Origin of the sequence: Streptomyces sp. FIT100, assembly GCF_024584805.1 — a bacterium.
GTDB lineage: Bacteria > Actinomycetota > Actinomycetes > Streptomycetales > Streptomycetaceae > Streptomyces.
Window position 1 is genome coordinate 3,566,214 of the sequence record NZ_CP075715.1, and the last position, 15,295, is coordinate 3,581,508.

The following is a 15,295-nucleotide window of genomic DNA, read 5'->3' on the forward strand; positions in this document are numbered from 1 at the left end:
GGGCCCGACCGCCCACCTTCCACAGCACACGGTCGAGCCCCTCTCCAACCCGTTCCCAGGGAGGAACACTCAGTGAATCACGACGATGAACACGACTTCTTCAACCGACTCGAAGCCGACATGGCCGCCGACCCGTCGCCCGACTCGGGCGCCGACGTGGTCGACCTCGACAAGGCACGGTCGGCCCGTACCGGGTCGGCCGACCTCGCACCCGACCCAACCCCCGACGCGTCGGCCGACTCGATCCCGGAGCCGTCGGGCGATCCGTCGGTGACGGTGATGGTCGACCAGCCGACCCCGGCGGCTGCTGGTCCGGGGTACCTGGGTCGGCTGATGGGCGCCCGCCGCAGGGATGTGGTCCCGGTGTGGCTGCTGTCGACGGCAGAGCTGAAGACTGCCGCGTCCTGGGTGGCGCGGCACTACGCGCATGCGGTCGGGTATCACGTGCTGCGCTCCCCGGTGTATGCGGTGCGGCTCACGTTTCAGGCCCCGGCGGGGGCGGCGCGGTTCATCGGCGGGGCGATGCGGTGGGTCGCCGACCGCGAAGGCGAGCCCGTCCGGCTCGCCGCGGTGCGGCGCGAGGATGCTGCCGACTACCTGAAGCTGTCCCGGCAGCGCGATGGACGGGTCCGGCTGCGCACTCTGGTGACGGTGTTGTCCATGTTCGTCGGGCTGGGAGCGGCGCTCGCCATCTACGTGCTCGCCCCGGGCTGGCTTCAGGCTCTCTCCGTCGGGGCCGTGTTGATGGCGCTCGGGTTCAACGGCCGGCAGGCCGATGCTCCGGTGATTCACCGGGCGGTGGAGCTGCCGAAGGCGATGAAGCTGACCAGTGACATCGTGCTGCGGGCCCTCGGAGCGCTCGGCATTCCGGCGATCAATCAGGCGCAGTCCAAGGGGAAGGAGGGGTTCGAGTTCACGGCCCCGATCACCCGGGACGGGCCCGGCTGGCGGGCCGAGGGCAACCTCCCCTACGGCGTGACGGTGACCGACATCATCGAGCGCCGTGACCGCCTCGCCTCTGGATTGCGCCGCCCGCTGGGCTGTGTGTGGCCGGAGGCGGTGCCGGATGAGCACACCGGCCATCTGGTGCTGTGGGTCGGCGATCAGGACATGAACAAGGCCAAGCAGCCCGCATGGCCGCTGCTCAAGGCAGGCAGCGTGGACTTGTTCAAGCCGGTCGACTTCTCCACCGACCAGCGCGGACGGTGGGTGGGCCTGACGTTCATGTACATCGCGGGGATCATCGGCGCGATCCCGCGCATGGGCAAGACGTTCCTGCTGCGCCTGTTCGCCCTGATCGCCGCGCTCGACCCGCGAGCGGAGCTGCACACCTACGACCTCAAGGGCACCGGCGACCTCGACCCCGTCGGTGAAGCGGTCGCCCACCGCCACCGGGCCGGTGAGGAGGACGAGGACATCGAGTACGCCATCGCCGACATGCGGGAGATCCGCGAGGAACTCCGCCGCCGCGCAAAGGTGATCCGCTCCCTGCCCCGGGACATCTGCCCGGAGTCCAAGGTGACCAGCGAACTCGCCTCCAAGCCGAGCCTTGGCCTGCACCCCATCATCATCTGCGTGGACGAATGCCAGGTGTGGTTCGAGCACCCCGAGTACGGCAAGGAGTTCGAGGCGATCTGCACCGACCTGGTCAAGCGCGGACCGGCCACCGGCATCGTGCTCCTGCTCGCCACCCAGCGACCGGACGCGAAGTCGCTGCCCACCGGCATCAGCGCCAACGCCGGCGTGCGGCTGTGCATGAAGGTCATGGACCACACCGCCAACGACATGGTGCTGGGCACCGGCGCCCACAAGCGCGGCGTTCGCGCGACCATGTTCGCCTGGGCCGACAAGGGCATCGCCTACTTCGTCGGCGACGGCTCCGACGCCCGGATCATCCGCAGCGTCTACGTCGACGCCCCGACCGCCGAACGCATCGCCCTGCGCGCCCGTAGGACACGTGAAGCGGCCGGCACCCTCTCCGGCCACGCCCTGGGCGAGGTCTTCGAACCGGACACCACGGCGTCGTCCACGCTGCTGGCGGACGTTCTCGCGGTCATCCCCGAGAAGGAAGCCAAGGTGTGGAACGAGACCGTCGTCGAACGCCTCGCGGAGCTGCGGCCCGAGGTGTACGGGGAGTGGGCGCAGATGTCGGGTGAGGAGCAGACCGCGCACCTGACCGCCGTACTCAAGCCCTACGGCATCAGCGTCGGGCAGGTCGGGCGCCGCATCGACAGCAAGTTCACCAACAAGCGCGGAATCAAGCGCGCCGACATCGCCAACGCGGTAGCGGAGCGTAACCGCGATCGGGACGCGGGCTGAGCTAGATCGGCTGCTATCGATAGCGGGATGCCCTGCTATCGATAGCAGCCCCGATAGCGGCCCACACCCCATCTGATCAGGCCGCTAGCGCATAGCGGCCCACCTGCGAAAACCCCGGAAACCCGCCTGGGAGGGCCTCACGTGACCCCTGCCCTGTTCGCTATCGCCTGCCTGCTCGCCATCACGTTCTGTTACGGCGGGCTGTGTGTGGCCGTGCCGTTCGGCCCCTGCCGCAAGTGCCGCGGCTGGGGCTTCGCCATGAAGACCGACCGCAAGGGCCGCATGAAGCGCGGCAAGGACTGCCGCCGCTGCCGCGCGACCGGCAAGCGCATACGCGTCGGCCGCCACCTCTTCAACGTCGCCGCGCGCATCCACCGCGACGGCACTCGCTGAGCAATGTCGTGGGACCGGTGATCACCCGTCTCGTGACGGACTCACCTAGGGCAAGGGCTCGCCAGCGCAATCACCGGTCCATGTCCCCAAGCTTGCGAGCACCTGAGGCCCGAGCAGCATCCAGCCATCTCAACCTGCCGTCAAAGGAGTTTCCCGTCGTGGTCGTCACCGTCTCGCTCGTCGCCCTGTTCGGGCTCGTCCTGTTCTTCCTCCTGCGCTCCAACTCCCTCGGCTACGGCTCCGCGTTCACCGCCGCCGGGTTCGGGTTCTTCCTCGCCTCCACCGGCGCCTCCGGGCCCATCAACGAACTCGCCACCGCCGTCATCAACGCCATCGGCCAACTCTGACAAGGGAGGTTCCGACCATGGCCGAACACATCACGCTCATGGCCGCGGGCGAACTCCGCACCGCACTCGAAGCCACCGCCCAAGGTGACCTCCCCGCGGCCGCCGCCGCGCTCATGAGCATTGACCCCAGCTCGTGGCAGGCCATCGAACACCGCCTCACCGTGCTCGGTGGCTCGCTTCCGGAGCTGCTCGCCACCGTCCGGGACGGTGCCGCGTGAACGCCGAAATCATCACCGCCGCTGTCCTGTTCACCCCGGCCGCGGTCGTCGGCACGGTCTTCCTGGCCGGACACCGGCTCTCTCGCAGGGCCGATGACGCCCTGGCCGCCGCACTCGCCGACCACCGTGCCACCGAGCCCACTGGTACCCAGCCCCCGGACGGACGGGAGGCGGCACCGCAGCCCACGGCCGAACCCGTGCCGCGGCTGGCCACTGTCATCGACTTCCCCACCCGCCGCCGCGACGCGGCCTAGATACGCCCGGGGCGACCGCCTCTCTCGCCAAAGACACGCGGTCGCCCCGGCCAACCAGTCCGCAACAGACCTGTTGGAGGTCACCCAGCATGACCCACCCGACCGACATTCGGGGAGAGCACCTGCATACCGCTCTCTCCCTGGCCGCCTCCGGCGTGCCCGTGCTGCCGTTACGAGCCGGGAAGGTGCCGTTCGGCAACTGCCGTCGCTGCGCCGACAACGCGTGCGGCGGCCGCCCGAACATGAAGACCCCCGGGCCGTGCGCCTGCCCCGGGCCCTGCCACGCATGGGCCGCCGCCACCACCGACCCTCACGTCATCACCTCCGGCCCCTGGCGCCGCGCGTGGTTGCGCGCGGGCGCGGTCGCTTACCACCCGGGCGGGGCGGGGCTGACGGTCGTGGATCTCGACAACGTCGACGCGATCGCGTGGGCCCGCGAGAATCTGCCTGCCACGCAGACCGTGCCCACCACACGCGGCGAGCACTGGCTCTACCTCGGTCCCATGCAGTCCGCGAACAGGGTCCGGCCCGGCGTGGACATCAAGTCCACCATGGCTTACACCCGCTGGCTCGGATTCGGCTCCGGCACCATGGCCCACCTGCCGGACGCCGTACGCGCCCTCCTTGTCCAGAAGCCCACAGCACCTCGGTCCGCGCCGCAGCCCCTCACCGTGCCCACACTGTCCGGGGGCGGGGAGTGCCGCCACCGCGCACCCGCCTACCTGGAACGCGGCATCGCCATGGCCGAGCAGCGCATCACCGAGGCCACCAGCGGCGTGCACAACGCGGTCTACGGCACGTTCCTGGCCGTGCTCTCCACGCACGGCCGGTGCGGCTGCCTCACCGACGCCCACATCGCGCGCCTGTTCACCGCCGCTCAGGCGAAGGGCGAGAGCGCCCGGCACTGCACCGACGCCTGGAACAACGCCCGCACCAAGTTGGGACTCTGACCATGGAAGACGACGAGAAGAACCCTGCCCGGAAGGTCATCGCCGACTACGCGCAAGAGCGCTTCCGCTACTTCCGCACCGCGGACGGAACCGTCTACGCCCAGCGCAAAGGCCACCCCGTAGCCCGCCCCATCCGCTCCCAGGGCACCACCGGAAGCCACCGCCAGGAACTCATGGTCGGCCTGTTCCGCGACGGACTCGGCGTGTTCAACGGCACCGCGATGAAGGAGGCACTCGACTTGATCGAAGCACTCGCACTCACCGAGCAGGTCCAACCCATCCACATCCGCGTCGCCCCCGGCTTCGACGGAGCGACCTGGCTCGACCTGGGCCGCACCGACGGACAGTCCATCCGCATCCACCCCACCGGCTGGGACATCACCATCCCCGACCCGCAAGAAGTGTGCTGGCGACGCACCCAGCTCACCGGGGAACTCCCCCTGCCCGCCAAAGACACCAACGGCAAAGGCATCGACCTGCTGTTCAGGCTCTGCAACTTCGCCACCGCCGAGACCGAATGCCTGGCCATGGCCTGGCTCATCGGCTGCCTGGAACCCTCCGTGCCCGTCCCCGCCCCCTTCCTCACCGGCCCGCAAGGGGCCGGAAAGTCCACCGGCGGGCGGATGCTCATCCGGATCATCGAAGGCATGAGCAGCGACCTGCGCCGCGCCCCGAAAGACGAGGACAACCTGATCGCCGCGGTCGCCGCCGGGTGGGTCACCGCCCTGGACAACCTCTCCCACATGACCCCGGACCTGTCCGACGCCATGTGCTGCATCGTCACTGGCGCCGAAAGCGTCAAACGCGCCCTGTTCACCGACGGAGACGTCTTCCGCGCCCGCTACCGCCGCCCCCTGCTCCTCACAGGAATCGACGTCGGCGTCATCCGCCCCGACCTCGCCGAACGACTCCTACCCCTCCGCCTGGAACGGCCGAAGGTGCGCCGCACCGAAGCCGAGCTGTGGGCCGAGTACGCCGAAGTCCTGCCCGTCGTCCTCGGCTCCCTGCTGGACCTGACCGTCAAAGTCCGTGCCGCCACCGCCGAGACGCCCACAGACCTGCGCATGGCGGACTTCGCCCACCTGTGCGCGCAACTCGACGCAGCAACCGGTCTCGGCGCGCTGGCCGCCTACCGGGCCGGGCTCGACGACCTCAACGACGACGTGATCGAGGGCGACCTGCTCGCGCAGACCGTGCTGCAGTACGCGGCCGGCATGCAGGCCGGGGCACAGGAGCGGATGACGTCCGCGGAATGGCTGCACCGACTCACTGTCCTCTACAGCGGCGAGGACTGCCGTCCCCTGCCCAAGGGGTGGCCGACCACCGGCAAAGTGCTCTCCGACCGGCTCAAGCGCCTCCAACCCACCCTCGCCGCCCGCGGCCTGAACGTCGACTGGGGACGCACCAGCGAAGCCCGCTACATCGAACTGACCGACCCCGCCCCGGCATCGGCGCCCAAGCCGCAGCAGGAAGCCGCGTTCTGACCACGAAGGTCACCGCACAACAGCAAGAAGAGCACCCGTCCCAACGCGGTGAGCGTGCTCCTCTTGCTGTTCGGCGCAACGCGCCGCCCCAAGGACGTGCCGCGCAGCGGCTCCTTCTTCACGTCCTGAGCCACGCACGACAACAGACACCACCCCCTCTTTTTTCCTAAGTAGGGGAACGCTGCGTCACCTGCGTCACACGCGACGGAAACCGGCCTCTGACCTGCCGGAACAGGTGTGACGCAGAACCGGTCCGTCTGCGTCATCCTGCGTCACCTGCGTCACGCCGTGACACAGACCGCCACGCCGGTGACGCACACCCATCCCCTCTCCGTCACCGATAACCGCAGGTCAGAAGCGCGAATGACGCTGGTGACGCGGTGACGCAGAAATCCGAACCTCGGACAGATGCGGGCTCCTGAGAAGCCCCCGAATCCGAGTTCATTCGCAGGCCCCGCCCTCTCCCGGAGGTCTCAACGTGCTGACCGTCGTCGCGAACGACCCCCAAGCCTTCACCGTCCCGGAGGTCATGACCGCTCTGAGGCTCAGCCGCAGCAAGGTCTACGACCTGATCCGCTCCAAGCAGCTCCCGAGCTACACGTCCGGCCGCGCCCGCCGCATCCCGGTCGACGCCGTACGCCACTACATGCAAGACCGACTTGAGGAGAACGCAGCCTGATGGCCTCCCGCAAGAGAAACCCCAACGGCGCTGGCAGCATCTGGCAGCGCAAGGACGGGCGCTTCGAGGCACGCGTCTACGTCCCGCAGCCCGACGGCACCCGCAAGCGCAAGACCGTGTACGGGAGCACGTGGGAAGAGTGCGATGAGAAGCGGCAAGAGCTGGTACGCCGCGACCGCCAGGGCATCCCGACTCCGTCCCGGTCCGCAAAGCTCTCCGAGTGGCTGCCGTACTGGCTGGAGCAGTACGTCCGGCCGAACCGAAAGCGCACCACGTACGCGAAGTACGAGATGCATGTGCGGCTCTACCTCGTGCCCCTGCTTGGCAGTCGACGGTTGGAGTCGCTCACCACGGCGAACGTCCGGCAGATGCTTTCGAAGGTCACCTCACAGGCGTCGGCCGCGACTGCGAAAGAGGCACACCGAGTGCTGCGCACGGCGGTCACGGCTGCCTGCCGCGACGAGCTGATCAGTCGCAACGTCGTCCAGTTGGTCCCAGCACCCCGAGTCGAGCCGCGTGAACTGCGCCCCTGGTCACTGGACGAAACTCTGACGTTCCTGGAAGCCGCACGGACTGACCCCCTCTACACCGCGTTCGTTCTGGCGGTCGTCCTCGGGCTGCGGCGGGGCGAAGTCCTCGGGGTGCAGTGGAAGGACGTCGATCTTGACCGGCGCACCCTCACCGTCCGGACCACGCTGAACCGTGGCGGCAAGGAGTTGTACCTCGACACGACGAAGAACCGGCGCGCGCGGGTGATCCCGATTCCGCTGATGTGTGTGGCGCCGCTCCGGTGGCAGCGTTTACGGCAGGCCGGCGGCCGCGCGGCGGCCGGAGCGGAGTGGCAGGAGAGTGACCACGTCTTCACGACCCGCAGCGGACGACCGATCGAGCCGCGGAACCTCTACCGGTCGTTCCAGCGAATCTCCGAGTCCGCGGGACTGCCCAGGGTGCGGCTGCACGACACCCGCCATGGATGCGCATCCCTGCTCTTCGCGGCCGGTGTCGCGCCGCGCACGGTGATGGAGATTCTGGGTCACTCGCAGATCGCAGTGACGATGAACGTCTACACGCACGTAAGCGACAACCATCGGCGGGAGGCCATGGGTCATATGGACCGCCTGCTCAAACGGCGCCGCTGACCGGGACTGCCGTCAATCGCTACCGTCAGCGCCCCCACGATCCAAGATCGTGGGGGCGTTGTCCCTGGTAGATCAAAGAGCCCCCTGTCGGGTTCGAACCGACGACCCCCGCTTTACAAGAGCGGTGCTCTGGCCAGCTGAGCTAAGGAGGCACTGCGCATGAGTGTAACCGGATCAGCGGTCGTCCCGGTCGAGAATTTCGTGGCCTCTGAACTGCTGACAGACGCGAACTCGCCAGGTAGCGTCTCGGGGAGTTCACCCCGGTGGACTAGACCCATTCCTTCCTTTACTCGGACCGTCCGGCACGTTCCTGCCGGTGAAGGGACACATCACCATGGCCACTGTCACGTTCGACAAGGCGACCCGGATCTACCCGGGCACCACCAAGCCCGCCGTCGACGGGCTCGACATCGAGATCGAGGACGGGGAGTTCCTCGTTCTGGTCGGCCCCTCCGGCTGCGGCAAGTCGACCTCCCTGCGGATGCTCGCGGGTCTCGAGGACGTCAACGGCGGATCGATCCGCATCGGTGACCGCGATGTCACCCACCTCCCGCCGAAGGACCGGGACATCGCCATGGTGTTCCAGAACTACGCGCTCTACCCGCACATGACCGTGGCCGCGAACATGGGCTTCGCGCTCAAGATCGCCGGTGTCAACAAGGACACCATCCGGCAGAAGGTCGAGGAGGCGGCGAAGATCCTCGACCTGACCGAGTACCTGGACCGCAAGCCGAAGGCGCTCTCCGGCGGTCAGCGGCAGCGTGTGGCGATGGGCCGCGCCATCGTGCGTGAGCCGCAGGTGTTCCTCATGGACGAGCCGCTGTCGAACCTCGACGCGAAGCTCCGTGTCTCGACCCGTACGCAGATCGCCTCGCTCCAGCGCCGGCTCGGCATCACCACCGTGTACGTCACGCACGACCAGGTCGAGGCCATGACCATGGGCGACCGGGTCGCCGTGCTGAAGGACGGCCTGCTCCAGCAGGTCGACTCGCCGCGGAACATGTACGACCGTCCGGCGAACCTGTTCGTCGCCGGCTTCATCGGCTCCCCCGCCATGAACCTGGTCGAGGTGCCGATCACCGACGGCGGTGTGAAGTTCGGCAACAGCGTGGTGCCGGTGAGCCGCGAGGCGCTGTCCGCCGCCGCGGACAAGGGCGACCGGACCGTGACCGTCGGCGTCCGGCCCGAGCACTTCGACGTGGTCGAGCACAACGGCGCAGCCGCCAAGGCGCTGACGAAGGACAGCGAGGACGCCCCGGCCGGTCTGGCCGTGACCGTGAACGTCGTCGAGGAGCTCGGCGCGGACGGCTACGTGTACGGCACCGCCGAGGTCGGCGGCGAGAAGAAGGACCTGGTGGTCCGCGTGAACGGCCGTTCCGTGCCGGAGAAGGGCGCCGAGCTGCACGTCGTGCCGCGGCCGGGCGAGACGCACGTCTTCTCGACCTCGACGGGCGAGCGCCTCAGCGACTGACACCACTGACGGGCGCATCTGCCTGTACGAGCGGCCCTCTCGCTTCGGCGAGAGGGCCGCTTTCGCATGTCGACAAATACCCCGGCAGATCGGGCAATTCGCACCCCCGCGTCAACACCCGATTCGAAAAATGCACTCGAACGATCCCCCGCAGGGGTGACTAAATGTCGCCAAATCACTACTGCCCGCTACGCTCGCCTGCGTGACCCACACAGCCCGCCGTATCGGCCGCACTCTCGCCCTCGTCCTGCCCGTCGTCCTGGTGCTCTCCGGAACTCTCGCGGTCACCAGCGTCCCGTGGGCAGGGCGCTCCTCCGAGTCGCGGATGCTCACCGCGTCCTCGGAAAATGTATCGGCCCCCGCCAAGTCGCGTGCGCCGCAGGACGTTCTCCGCGACAGGCTGCTCGCCGAGCTCCAGGAGAAGGACCCCGGCGTCGCCCTCACGAGCCTCCAGCGCGAGGTCGAGGCACGTCCGTCGCTCGCCGGCCACTGCATGGCGATCGCGAAAGCGCTCGGCCGCGCCGCCGTGGCGCACTACGGCCCCACGCGCGCGCAGTCGTTCTCGCGCCCCGTGTGCGACACCTCGTTCGCGGCGGGCGTGTACCAGCAGGCGCAGGGCAGCTGACCGGCCGGCAGCCGGCCCGCAGGCCCACCGAGCCGCCGCTGATCGCCACCGAGCCGCCACTGACCGCCGCTGAGCCGCTAACGGGCCGCCACCGAACCGCCGCCGAGCCGCTGACGACGTAAGGGCACCGCATATGGTGCCCTTATGCCTATGTATCCGACACAGGCCGTCGTCCTGGCGGGCGGCCAGGGCTCGCGGCTGCGCCCGTACACCGACGACCGCCCCAAGCCGATGGTCGAGATCCCCGGAACGGGGACTCCGATCATCGGCCATCAGCTTTCGTGGCTGGCCGACGAGGGCGTGACCGACGCCGTCGTCTCCTGCGGGCACCTCGCGGAGGTCCTGCGGGAGTGGCTGGACGGCGCCGATCTGCCGCTGCGCGTGACGACCGTCGTCGAGGCGGAGCCGCTTGGCCGCGGCGGCGGCCTCAAGTACGCCGCCAAGAGCCTGCCGCACCCGGACGAGCCCTGGTACGCGACCAACGGCGACATCTGGACGCGCTTCTCGCTGCGCGAGATGGCGGCCTTCCACGCGGAACGGGACGCCACCGCGACGCTCGCCCTGGCCCGTCCGCGCATTCCGTGGGGCGCCGTGGAGACGGACGAGTTCGGCCACGTTCTGGACTTCATCGAGTCTCCGCCGTCGCCGTATCTCATCAACGCTGGTGTGTACGTCTTCTCCGCGGCCTTCACGGAACTGCTGCCGGACCGGGGCGACCATGAGCGGACGACGTTCCCGCGGCTGGCGCGTGAGCGGGCGCTGGCGGGGTTCCCGCTGCCGCAGGGAGCGTACTGGCGGGCCATCGACACCGCGAAGGATCTGACGGAGGCTGCCAAGGAGCTTGCGGCGCACACCCGTTGAGGAGGCGCCCGGACGCACGCGGAGGGCACACGGAGGGCGCGCGGAAGGCACACGGAAAGCACGCGGAAGGCACGCGGAGGGGCGGTCACCGATGATGCCGGTGACCGCCCCTCCGTACGTCCGGGACCCGGACGGCTCAGCCCAGGAGGCCGCCGATCGGATTGCGGTTCCCCCCTCCGGAACCGCCGGAGCTTCCGGAGCCGCCGCTGCCCCCGGAGCCGCCGCCGTCGTCCGATCCGCCGGTGCTGCCTCCGGAGTCGCCGCCACCGCCCGTGGTGCCGGCTCCGCCCGTCGTGGAGGGACCCGAGCTGCCGGACGGCGGCGGGACCGGCTGCGACTGCTCCGGAGACTGGCCGCCTCCCGCACCCTGGGACTGGCTGGGGCTGCCGGCCTCGCCGACGCGGCCGGTCTCGCGGACCGTCTCGGACGGTTCGGCCTGCTCGGCGGCGGGGCTGCTCGACTCGCTCCGTGAGGGCTCGGACGACTGCTGCCGCGCCTCGCGGGACGGGCTGCGCTCGCCCGACTCCTGCGGCAGCGGAGAGCCGGGAAGGTGGTTGGTCGGGTCGACGTTCGGCCCCGGCACGGTCACCAGCTCCGTGGAGCGCACCGCTCCGCCGAGGATCGAGCCGGTGAGCAGCGTCAGGCCGACGACCACCGCGGCGAGCATCCCGCCCCGCCGCAGCACCCGGCGGCGCAGCTCCCACAGTTCGGAGCGCGGGCCGAGCGTGCGCCATGCCTCGCCGGCGAGGCGCCCGTCGAGCGAGTAGACCGGGGCGCCGGCGATGACCAGGGGGGACCAGGCCGCGAGGTAGATGATGTCGGGGGCGTCGTAGACCGGCAGGGTGTGCCAGCTCACGGTCATGATCAGCACGGCGGAGAGCAGCACGCCGACGACGGCCGCGACCCGCTGCCAGAGGCCGAGGACGGTCAGCACGCCGACGACGACCTGGAGGAACGCGACGGTGAGCCCGGCGCCCACCGGGTGCTGGAGCGCGAAGTCGCGCAGCGGTTCGGCGAGCGTCCAGGGGTCAAGCGAGGTGAGCCACTTGACCATGGAGCCGCGCTCGCCGCCGTCGAAGTAGACGGGGTCGCAGAGCTTGCCCATGCCGGCGTAGACGGAGATGAGGCCGAGGAAGACGCGCAGCGGGAGGAGCACGACGCCGAGGTTCATCCGGCGGCCGGGGTAGTAGGCGTGCCGTACGCCGTTGCCGGTGTCGGCGGACTGGGACGAGGGGCGGAAGTCCGGCTCCTCGTCGGCCTCCTGCCCGTACGGCTCGTACGCGTCGTACGCGCCCTCCGCCTGCCGCATCGACGGCAGCAGCGGGGCCCGGTGCCGGGCGGTGGGCGTGGGCACGGTGTCGTCGATGCGCGGAAGGACCCGCGTCGCACCGCCGTCGAAGCCGTCGGCGAAGCCGCCTTCACCGAGGCCGTCGCCGAAGCCCTCGCCGAAGGCCCCGTCGGCGTGCGGACCCGCGTGGCGCCCGCCTGCGTGACGCCCCCCGGTGCGGGTGACCGCTCCGGAGCCGCGCACGGCCTGGAGCAGTCCGGTCGCCCCGGGATCGCCCGGAGCGGACCTCCCGCTCCATACGACGGGTGCGCGTCGGCGCGTCGCCGCACCGGCGCCGCTCATCGCGGGGATCCTGACGGTGTCCGTCATGGCGTGCGCGGTGAGCGTGGTCTGGCTCGGGCCGAGCTTCACCCGGAAGCTGGCGTGGTTCACGATGACCTGCGCGGGATCGCAGTTCACCTTCGTCATGCTCAGAGGCGACTGCTCGTCGAACCCGGGCCGGGGCGTTCTGGTGTCCACACTCATCTAACCGAGTGACCTGTCTTTAGGACACTGCCTTGACGACCGCGAAATGTCCGAGACCCGTCAAGATCGTTACGCGCCCGGGCGGCGGCCGCCGGCCCCGCCCGGTCAGGTCTCAGTCAGGCCCCGGTCAAGACCCGGTCCGGTCCCGGTCAGGGCTCCCGTCAGGTCCTCTCAGGCCCGCTCAGGCCCGGCGGCGCGCCGCCTCGTACAGCACCACGCCCGCCGCCACGCCCGCGTTCAGCGACTCCGCCCCGCCCGGCATCGGGATGCGGACACGGAAGTCGCATGTCTCGCCGACCAGTCGCGACAGGCCCTTGCCCTCGCTGCCGACGACGATGACGACCGGGCCGTCGAGGGCTTCGAGCTCGCCGACCTCGGTCTCGCCGTCGGCGGCGAGGCCGACGACGGTGATGCCGGCCTTCTGGTACGCCTCAAGGGCGCGGGTCAGGTTGGTGGCGCGGGCCACCGGCGTGCGGGCGGCGGTGCCGGCCGAGGTCTTCCAGGCGCCGGCTGTCATGCCCGCGGCGCGCCGCTCGGGCACGACCACGCCGTGGCCGCCGAAGGCCGCGACGGAGCGGACGACCGCGCCGAGGTTGCGCGGGTCGGTGACACCGTCGAGGGCGACGATCAGCGGGTCCTCGCCGTCGTCGAAGGCGGCGGCCGCGAGGTCCTCGGGGTGCGCGTACTCGTACGGCGGGACCTGGAGGACGAGGCCCTGGTGGTTGAGGCCGTTGGTCATCCGGTCCAGCTCGGCCCGCGGCGCCTCCATCAGGTGGATGTTGCCGCGCTGACCGGCGAGCTGGAGCGCCTCGCGCACCCGCTCGTCGTTGTCGATGAACTGCTGGACGTACAGCATCGTCGCGGGCACCCCGTCGCGCAGCGCCTCGAAGACGGGGTTGCGGCCGACGACCATCTCCGAGGAGCCCTTGCCGCCGCGCCGGGCCACGGGGCGCCGTGCGGCCTGCTTGGCCCTGGCGTTGGCGACGCGGTTCTTCACATGGCCCTTGCGGGCCGAGGCGGGCGGGGTCGGGCCCTTGCCCTCGAGGCCGCGGCGCCGCTTGCCACCGCTGCCGACCGTCGCGCCCTTCTTGTTGGACGTGCGGCGGTTCCTGCGCTGGCTGTTCCCGGCCATGACTACCTGTTTCCCTGGATCTTCACAGTCTGCGAATGCGTGTGCGTGTGCGTGCGTACGTCACTGCGTACGTAAGAAAGTGTGCCGCCCAGCACGCCGGGCGGCACAATGTCGCGGGTCAGCGGGGTCCCAGCGTCCAGCGTGGCCCGTCGGGACTGTCCTCGATGACGAGCCCGGACTGGTTGAGCTGGTCGCGGATCGCGTCCGCCGTGCCCCAGTCCTTGCGCGCCCGCGCGGCCTCGCGCTGCTGGAGCACCAGCCGCACGAGCGTGTCGACGACGCCGTGCACGCTCTTGTTGAACACAGCCTCGCCGCGGTCGGCCTCACCCGCCCAGTGCGGGTCGAGCGGGTCGAGCCCGAGGACGCCGAGCATGGCCCGTACCTCCGCGAGGCGGGCCACCGCCGCTTCCTTGTCGTCGGCGGCCAGTGCGCTGTTGCCCTGGCGGACCGCGGTGTGGACGATCGCGAGCGCCTGCGGGACACCGAGGTCGTCGTCCATCGCCTCGGCGAAGGCGGGCGGCACCTCGGTGGCGGGAGCGACCGCCTTCCCTGCCTTCTCGGTGACTCGCTGGACGAAGCCCTCGATGCGCGCGAACGCCGACTCGGCCTCGCGCAGGGCCTCCTCGCTGTACTCGATCATGGATCGGTAGTGCGGGGTGCCCAGGTAGTAGCGGAGCACGATCGGCCGCCAGTGCTTGACCATCTCGCTCACGAGGACCGAGTTGCCGAGCGACTTCGACATCTTCTCGCCGCTCATCGTCACCCAGGCGTTGTGCACCCAGTACGAGGCGAAGTCGTCGCCGAACGCCTTGGCCTGCGCGATCTCGTTCTCGTGGTGGGGGAAGACCAGGTCGAGCCCGCCGCCGTGGATGTCGAAGGCGGAGCCCAGGTACTTGTGGGCCATGGCGGAGCACTCCAGGTGCCAGCCCGGACGGCCCCGCCCCCACGGTGTCTCCCACGAGGGCTCCCCGGGCTTCTCCGCCTTCCACATGGCGAAGTCCCGCTGGTCGCGCTTGCCGGTCTCGCCCTCGCCCGACGGCTGGCGCAGATCGTCCAGGTCCTGGTTGGAGAGCTCCAGATAGCCGGGGAAGGAGCGCACGTCGAAGTAGACGTTGCCGTCGGCCTCGTAGGCGTGGCCGCGCTCGATCAGGCCGCGCATCATCTCGACCATCTCGGTGATGTGGCCGGTGGCGCGCGGCTCGTAGGTCGGGGCCAGGCAGCCGAGCACGTCGTACCCGGCGTTGAACGCCCGCTCGTTGTCGTACCCGATGGCCCACCAGGGGCGGCCCTGGAGCTCCGCCTTGGCGATGATCTTGTCGTCGATGTCCGTCACGTTCCGCACGAACGTGACCTCGTAGCCGCGGTACTCGAACCAGCGGCGCATGATGTCGAAGTTGAGCCCGGACCTGATGTGCCCGATGTGCGGGGCGGACTGCACGGTCGCGCCACACAGGTAGATCGAGACACAGCCCGGCGTGAGCGGGACGAAGTCACGGATCTGCCGGGCGCTGGTGTCGTACAGCCGAATAGTCACCACTCAAGAGTAGTGGCCCGGCACCAGTGCCCCGCGCCCCTTTGGGGGCGCGGGGACCGGATTGTGACCGGCGGGG

General features: G+C 70.0%; 15 protein-coding genes and 1 tRNA gene. 12 read left to right on the top strand and 4 right to left on the bottom strand.

From position 1 onward, the window contains the following. The first annotated feature begins 72 nt into the window (after positions 1–72). The 9 genes from KK483_RS15775 (at position 73) to xerC (ending at position 7,783) form a co-directional block, all read left to right on the top strand. Positions 73–2,319 carry a cell division protein FtsK gene (locus KK483_RS15775; protein WP_262005871.1) on the top strand — a complete coding sequence of 749 codons (2,247 nt, stop codon included), beginning with the start codon at positions 73–75 and terminating at the stop codon, positions 2,317–2,319. 141 nt (positions 2,320–2,460) lie between these two features. Further along, complete coding sequence (locus KK483_RS15780) at positions 2,461–2,712, top strand: hypothetical protein (RefSeq protein ID WP_262005872.1); 252 nt, start codon at positions 2,461–2,463, stop codon at positions 2,710–2,712. Positions 2,713–2,870: 158 nt separating this feature from the next. Further along, entirely contained in the window at positions 2,871–3,059 is a 189-nt protein-coding gene (locus KK483_RS15785; RefSeq protein ID WP_262005873.1) for a hypothetical protein, read from the top strand. A 17-nt stretch (positions 3,060–3,076) separates the two neighbouring features. Beyond that, positions 3,077–3,277 (top strand): hypothetical protein, encoded by a 201-nt coding sequence (locus tag KK483_RS15790; protein WP_262005874.1) that lies wholly within the window; start codon positions 3,077–3,079, stop codon positions 3,275–3,277. Continuing rightward, positions 3,274–3,531: a hypothetical protein gene (locus KK483_RS15795; RefSeq protein WP_262005875.1), complete on the top strand. Its 258-nt coding sequence runs from the start codon at positions 3,274–3,276 to the stop codon at positions 3,529–3,531. The genes KK483_RS15790 and KK483_RS15795 overlap by 4 nt, the downstream gene beginning before the upstream one ends. Positions 3,532–3,620: 89 nt before the next feature. Continuing rightward, positions 3,621–4,481, top strand: coding sequence for a bifunctional DNA primase/polymerase (locus KK483_RS15800; RefSeq protein ID WP_262005876.1), 861 nt, complete (start codon positions 3,621–3,623; stop codon positions 4,479–4,481). A 2-nt stretch (positions 4,482–4,483) separates the two neighbouring features. Then, positions 4,484–5,965: a virulence-associated E family protein gene (locus KK483_RS15805; protein WP_262005877.1), complete on the top strand. Its 1,482-nt coding sequence runs from the start codon at positions 4,484–4,486 to the stop codon at positions 5,963–5,965. Between the two features lie 478 nt (positions 5,966–6,443). After that, positions 6,444–6,644, top strand: a complete 201-nt coding sequence (locus KK483_RS15810) for a helix-turn-helix domain-containing protein (protein WP_262005878.1) — start codon at positions 6,444–6,446, stop codon at positions 6,642–6,644. Continuing rightward, positions 6,644–7,783, top strand: coding sequence for a tyrosine recombinase XerC (xerC, locus tag KK483_RS15815; protein WP_262005879.1), 1,140 nt, complete (start codon positions 6,644–6,646; stop codon positions 7,781–7,783). The genes KK483_RS15810 and xerC overlap by 1 nt, the downstream gene beginning before the upstream one ends. A 78-nt stretch (positions 7,784–7,861) precedes the next feature. Here xerC and KK483_RS15820 read toward each other — a convergent pair. After that, positions 7,862–7,935 (bottom strand) — tRNA-Thr (locus tag KK483_RS15820). A gap of 182 nt (positions 7,936–8,117) precedes the next feature. Between KK483_RS15820 and KK483_RS15825 the strand changes: the two genes are divergently transcribed. The 3 genes from KK483_RS15825 to KK483_RS15835 all read left to right on the top strand — a co-directional run bounded on the left by KK483_RS15825 (position 8,118) and on the right by KK483_RS15835 (position 10,740). Continuing rightward, positions 8,118–9,254, top strand: a complete 1,137-nt coding sequence (locus KK483_RS15825; protein WP_262005880.1) for an ABC transporter ATP-binding protein — start codon at positions 8,118–8,120, stop codon at positions 9,252–9,254. A gap of 202 nt (positions 9,255–9,456) precedes the next feature. Beyond that, complete coding sequence (locus tag KK483_RS15830) at positions 9,457–9,879, top strand: hypothetical protein (protein WP_262005881.1); 423 nt, start codon at positions 9,457–9,459, stop codon at positions 9,877–9,879. 144 nt (positions 9,880–10,023) lie between these two features. Continuing rightward, positions 10,024–10,740 (top strand): nucleotidyltransferase family protein, encoded by a 717-nt coding sequence (locus tag KK483_RS15835; protein WP_262005882.1) that lies wholly within the window; start codon positions 10,024–10,026, stop codon positions 10,738–10,740. 136 nt (positions 10,741–10,876) lie between these two features. Here the strand turns inward: KK483_RS15835 and KK483_RS15840 are convergent, their stop codons facing one another. The 3 genes from KK483_RS15840 to cysS all read right to left on the bottom strand — a co-directional run bounded on the left by KK483_RS15840 (position 10,877) and on the right by cysS (position 15,219). Then, positions 10,877–12,553, bottom strand: a complete 1,677-nt coding sequence (locus tag KK483_RS15840) for a DoxX family membrane protein (RefSeq protein ID WP_262005883.1) — start codon at positions 12,551–12,553, stop codon at positions 10,877–10,879. A gap of 181 nt (positions 12,554–12,734) precedes the next feature. Then, positions 12,735–13,685: a 23S rRNA (guanosine(2251)-2'-O)-methyltransferase RlmB gene (rlmB, locus tag KK483_RS15845; protein WP_262005884.1), complete on the bottom strand. Its 951-nt coding sequence runs from the start codon at positions 13,683–13,685 to the stop codon at positions 12,735–12,737. A gap of 118 nt (positions 13,686–13,803) precedes the next feature. After that, on the bottom strand, positions 13,804–15,219 hold the full coding sequence (gene cysS, locus KK483_RS15850; protein WP_262005885.1) for a cysteine--tRNA ligase: 1,416 nt from the start codon (positions 15,217–15,219) through the stop codon (positions 13,804–13,806). Between the last annotated feature and the right edge of the window lie 76 nt (positions 15,220–15,295).